Source organism: Leptospira adleri, from assembly GCF_002811985.1.
GTDB lineage: Bacteria > Spirochaetota > Leptospiria > Leptospirales > Leptospiraceae > Leptospira > Leptospira adleri.
This window is the reverse complement of record NZ_NPDU01000013.1, coordinates 72,501-77,500: the sequence shown is the minus strand read 5'-3', so window position 1 is coordinate 77,500 and position 5,000 is coordinate 72,501. Positions and strand designations below refer to the sequence as shown.

The 5,000-nt window shown below is 44.9% G+C and carries 5 protein-coding genes (1 of these 5 only partly in view); 4 read left to right on the top strand and 1 reads right to left on the bottom strand.

Features of this window, described 5'->3' with window-relative positions:
* Positions 1-126: 126 nt before the first annotated feature.
* On the bottom strand, positions 127-891 hold the full coding sequence (locus CH376_RS07055; RefSeq protein ID WP_100784885.1) for a helix-turn-helix transcriptional regulator: 765 nt from the start codon (positions 889-891) through the stop codon (positions 127-129).
* A 246-nt stretch (positions 892-1,137) separates the two neighbouring features.
* On the opposite strand from CH376_RS07055, the gene CH376_RS07050 reads away from it, so the two are divergent.
* The 4 genes in view from CH376_RS07050 to rplC are tightly spaced (at most 35 nt apart) and all read left to right on the top strand, a layout consistent with a single transcriptional unit that may run on beyond the window.
* Complete coding sequence (locus CH376_RS07050; protein ID WP_100784886.1) at positions 1,138-3,018, top strand: elongation factor G-like protein; 1,881 nt, start codon at positions 1,138-1,140, stop codon at positions 3,016-3,018.
* Between the two features lie 35 nt (positions 3,019-3,053).
* Entirely contained in the window at positions 3,054-4,259 is a 1,206-nt protein-coding gene (tuf, locus tag CH376_RS07045) for an elongation factor Tu (protein ID WP_069608386.1), read from the top strand.
* Between the two features lie 11 nt (positions 4,260-4,270).
* On the top strand, positions 4,271-4,579 hold the full coding sequence (rpsJ, locus tag CH376_RS07040) for a 30S ribosomal protein S10 (protein WP_000918607.1): 309 nt from the start codon (positions 4,271-4,273) through the stop codon (positions 4,577-4,579).
* Positions 4,580-4,592: 13 nt separating this feature from the next.
* Positions 4,593-5,000, top strand: the 5' portion of a protein-coding gene (gene rplC, locus CH376_RS07035; RefSeq protein WP_100784887.1) for a 50S ribosomal protein L3. 213 nt of this gene lie beyond the right edge of the window; 408 of the gene's 621 nt are visible here — the first part of the coding sequence; its start codon is at positions 4,593-4,595; the stop codon falls past the right edge of the window.

Below are 5,000 nucleotides of genomic sequence, written 5' to 3'. Positions count from 1 at the left end.
ATCAACTCGCTTCTCGGGCCTGAAACGCGAAACGTAAAAAGCGCGGAGGAACGGAACGAACGAAATATATCGTAGAACATGATTCTAAGATACGATATAAAGAGGAATCGGTCTTGAACGAAGGGGTTAAGTCGGAAAAATTTGAAAAGTATCGTAACCTTTTCCCTTCACAAATTCCGAAGGGCTCATCCCGAACGATCTTCGAAAGATTCTGCTAAAATGGGCTTGATCCGCAAAACCTCCCTGATACGCCGCGTGAATCAACTCCGGATGATTTCCGAGAGAAAGGATCGCTCTTCTCGTTTTGATCCAAAGTCTGTAACCTGAAAAGGTGATTCCGGTTTCCTTTCGAAAGAGATGACGAAAACGACTCGTAGAAAGTCCCGCTTCCTTTGCAACTTCTTTGAGAGTGAGCGTATCGTCGGAATCGGAAAGGCGTTTCATACTTCGAATGATTCTTATATCTTTGGGGATTTGTGATTTTCCGGTTTCGCTTTTAAGAATTCTTTTTACGATCTCATCTTTAAGAATTTCGGGAGAGACGTCCTGGTTTTCAAAGAAGAATCGAATCTTCTCCCAATCCAAGACGTCTCCGACTTCGATCGCGGGTTTCCCGGAAATCGGACTTCGATCCGAAAAAAGACCGGCGCCCATCGTGATCGGATCCAGAAGAATTAAAACGAAATCGTGATCGTTCATTTCAGTCTCGTGGCTCACTCCGGAAGGAATCAGCGCAGCCTTGAACGAATGCCAGTTGCCGTCGCTTCCCTTTAAACGAAGTTCCTCTTTGTTTCCTAAGCAGAGTTGTATAAAAAAATGACTGTGACGTTTTGTAGAAAACGACTGTCCGATGTAAATCGCCATCTCTTTCCAGATAAATAACTTCTGCATTCGATTTGCCGTAACTTTCTCTTCTTATTAATTTGTGTAAGATCGATTTTTTGTCTTTCTTCGCAATCGGTTTCTTGTCTGCGAAGAATTTTTACGTCTCTGCAAGTTCCAATTTTTTTCCAAACGACTCGGAATCGGACGATCGCGATCGGTTTTGAATTTGTTTTTAGAATTTTAAAAAAGAATCGATCCTCAAAGACGTTCTTAATTTTGTAAGTTCTGAACGAAAGGCGCAAGGTCGGACCAATGAAAATCTTAAACGTAGGAATCTTTGCCCATATCGACGCGGGGAAAACCACTCTTCTCGAAAGAATTCTTTACGAAACGGGAAAGATCAGAAGACCGGGAAGCATCGAGGAAGGAACGACCGAGTCCGATTATCTCGCGGAGGAAATAGCTCGCGGGATTTCCATTCAATCTACGCTGGCTCGGGTATTTTGGCCGAACGAAAAAGAAGCGAAGGTATTATTTCAATTCTTAGATAATCCGGGACATCTGGACTTTCAAAGTCAAACGAGCGCTTCTCTTGTGGTCGCGGATCTCGGTATCGTTCTCATTGACGCGTTTGAAGGATTAAAATCTCAAACCTTTCAAAACGTAGAATGGCTCCGCAAACGAAAGATCCCGATTCTATTCTTCTTAAACAAACTCGATCGAAAAGGAATCGATATCACGGATTCCCTCGTCGACCTCGAAGCCGTTCTCGAAAAGGAACCCGTTCTCCTTTGGAAAGAAGAATCGGAATTTTCCCTCTTTCAAGATCGGACTTCCGACCAGAGTCTTCTTCCTCTTTTAGAATGGGATTCCGAACTCTCGGAAAGGTATCTGAAGAATCCGGATTCTCTGTCGGAACTCGCGCGCGAGGGGTTTTCCAGAGGTTTTTGGAAGGAAGAATTTTTCCCGGTTCTCGGAGGTTCGGCTCTGCACGGAGAAGGCGTGAAGGAACTCCTTCTTTCTCTCGAACTTCTTTCCCAGGGTTTTTCTTTTTCTCCTCGGCCTTCCGAAGAATTGGGAATCGCCTTCAAACGGGAACTCCATCCGGATTTAGGAAAGATCGTTTATATTCTTCCTTCGCAGGAGTTCCCACAAAATCAAAAGTTTTGGTCCGCTTCCGGAGAAGGGCGGATAGAATCCATTCATCTTATCTCCACGCGAGATTTTGAAGAAATCGGAAAAAGCCGAATTCGGGAAATCGTCGTAGCTCCGGGACTTGATTCTCTCAAACCGGGAGACGTTCTCTATTCTTCTCGGCAAAAAGAATACAAAACGGAACTCGCTTCCGTGCGAAAACAATTCCAGATTCTTCTCGAACCGGAAACTGCAGAAGAAAGAGAATCACTTTGGGCCGCGCTCGATCAACTCGTTTGGCTCGACGAAGGCTTGGAGACAAAAGTCCTCTCGGATACGGGCCAGATTCAACTTTCCGGACTCGGAGAATTGCACTTGGAAGTTTCTCTTTCTCGAATGAAAGAATTCTTCCCTCACAAAGTGAACGTCAGCGGGATAAAAGTTGCAAGGTTTGAGCTTTGGAAAAAAATGGTCCTACAGAGTGAATTTCAGCATACCGCGTTTGATCAAAAAATCTCAAGCGGACAGGTGCACGCCTCTCTGGCAAGCTCTAACAGCTTTTCCAGGGAAGTGCGGTTTGAAACTAAGATTACTGAAACACTAGAAGAAGCCATTACATCAGCTTTTTATGAAGTAGTGGCAAAGGGATCCAAAGGAGAAGAAGTTCTCGGCTTGGATTTGATTGTTCATCGATACGATCCTCCGGATTCTTCGATTGAAACTTCTTCGCTTGTAAAAGTAGCCGTCATCAAAGGCTTAAAAGACATAATTCGCCATCACACGGAACTCATTGGTCCATTGTCTCTATTAGAGATTTTGATACCAGATTCATCCTTGGGCGATGTCTTAGGAGCTCTCTCCAAGAGAGAAGCTAAGATTCAAAATGTTGTTTCTGTCGGAGATGGTAAGACGCTTGTTCACGCAAATGCTTCTACGGAAAACTTGCTTGGCTTTGCAAGTGTGCTTAGAAATATGACACAGGGAAGGGGTGTTCTGTCTCTGGACTCCCTTTTTGACTCTGAACACTATTACGTAATTACATTAGTCGATTCCCGTTAGGGTTCGTTAAAAAGTAAGGAGATTAAACAGTCGCTATGGCTAAAGAAAAATTTGATAGGTCGAAACCTCACTTAAACGTTGGTACAATTGGTCACGTGGATCATGGTAAAACAACCCTGACGGCAGCTATTACTACTACACTTGCAAAAGCGATCGGTGGTAAGAACAAGGCTGTTGCTTATGACCAAATTGATAACGCTCCGGAAGAAAAAGCTCGTGGGATCACCATCGCTACTTCTCACCAGGAATATGAAACAGCTAACCGTCACTACGCTCACGTAGATTGTCCTGGTCACGCCGACTATGTTAAAAACATGATCACCGGCGCGGCTCAGATGGACGCTGCGATCCTCGTTGTATCCGCAACTGACGGACCGATGCCACAAACGAAAGAACACATTCTTCTTGCTCGTCAGGTTGGTGTTCCTTACGTGATCGTATTCATCAACAAAGCGGACATGCTCGCTGCTGATGAAAGAGCTGAAATGATCGAAATGGTTGAGATGGACGTTCGCGACCTTCTTAACAAATACAATTTCCCAGGCGACGATACCCCTATCATCCACGGTTCCGCAGTGAAAGCTCTGGAAGGCGACGAATCTGAAATCGGTATGCCTGCAATTTTAAAACTGATGGAAGCTCTGGACACTTACGTTCCGAATCCAAAAAGAATTACAGACAAACCTTTCCTTATGCCTGTGGAAGACGTGTTCTCGATCACTGGTCGTGGAACCGTTGCAACTGGAAGAGTGGAACAAGGCGTTCTGAAAGTGAACGACGAAGTTGAAATCATCGGGATCCGCCCAACAACAAAAACTGTTGTTACCGGTATCGAAATGTTCAGAAAACTTCTCGATCAAGCGGAAGCAGGCGACAACATCGGTGCACTTCTTCGTGGAACTAAAAAAGAAGACATCGAAAGAGGACAAGTTCTCGCGAAGCCGGGATCCATCACTCCTCACAAAAAGTTTGCAGCTGAGGTTTACGTTTTAACAAAAGATGAAGGCGGACGTCACACTCCTTTCATCAACAACTATCGTCCTCAGTTCTACTTCAGAACTACAGACGTTACCGGTGTTTGTAACCTTCCTAACGGAATCGAAATGGTTATGCCTGGCGACAACGTATCTCTGACGGTTGAATTGATCAGCCCGATCGCAATGGATAAAGGTCTCAAGTTCGCAATTCGCGAAGGTGGAAGAACCATTGGATCCGGTGTTGTCGCGGACATCATTGAGTAAGAGCTCTTAAAATGGCCGGACAAAAAATACGAGTTAAATTGAAAGCGTTCGACCATAGGTTGATTGATCAATCAACCTATGAGATCGTAGCAACTGCGAAAAGGACCGGAGCGACTGTCTCCGGCCCGATTCCTCTTCCTACTAAGAAAGAGATCTATACGGTTCTTCGTTCTCCGCACGTGAATAAAAAATCCAGAGAGCAGTTTGAATTAAAAACACACAAACGGCTCATCGATATCCTGGATACCAATGAAGACACTGTAGAAGCCCTGATGAAACTTCAGCTCCCTGCAGGGGTATCTGTAGATATCAAATCCTGAAGGTAAGAAAACGATGGCAAAGGGATTAATCGGCAAAAAAGTTGGAATGTCTCAGATCTTTGACGAGCAGGGGAATATGATTCCCGTTACTGTATTGGAAGTCGGTCCCTGTGCCGTTTCTCAAGTCAAGTCTGTTGAAAATGACGGATACGAAGCGATCCAGTTGGCGTTTCAAGATACAAAAGAATTTCAGCTCTCCAAAGCGGAAAAAACCCACCTTGCAAAAGCGGGGCTTGGACCAAAGAGAGTTTTGAGAGAATTTCGTAGTTTCGGAGATTCTCCTGCAGCAGGTTCCGTTCTGAAAATTCAGGATGTTTTTGCTGTTTCTGACGTGGTAAAAGTTACCGGGGTCAGCAAAGGAAGAGGATTTCAAGGGGTTGTAAAACGCCATGGACACGCCGGCGGACCGGGTGGACACGGA

Excerpts from the sequence above, each read along its gene's own strand:
- CH376_RS07055 (WP_100784885.1), bottom strand. The coding sequence starts at position 891 with ATGCAGAAGTTATTTATCTGGAAAGAGATGGCGATTTACATCGGACAG.
- rpsJ (WP_000918607.1), top strand. The coding sequence starts at position 4,271 with ATGGCCGGACAAAAAATACGAGTTAAATTGAAAGCGTTCGACCATAGG.
- CH376_RS07050 (WP_100784886.1), top strand. The coding sequence starts at position 1,138 with ATGAAAATCTTAAACGTAGGAATCTTTGCCCATATCGACGCGGGGAAA.
- tuf (WP_069608386.1), top strand. The coding sequence starts at position 3,054 with ATGGCTAAAGAAAAATTTGATAGGTCGAAACCTCACTTAAACGTTGGT.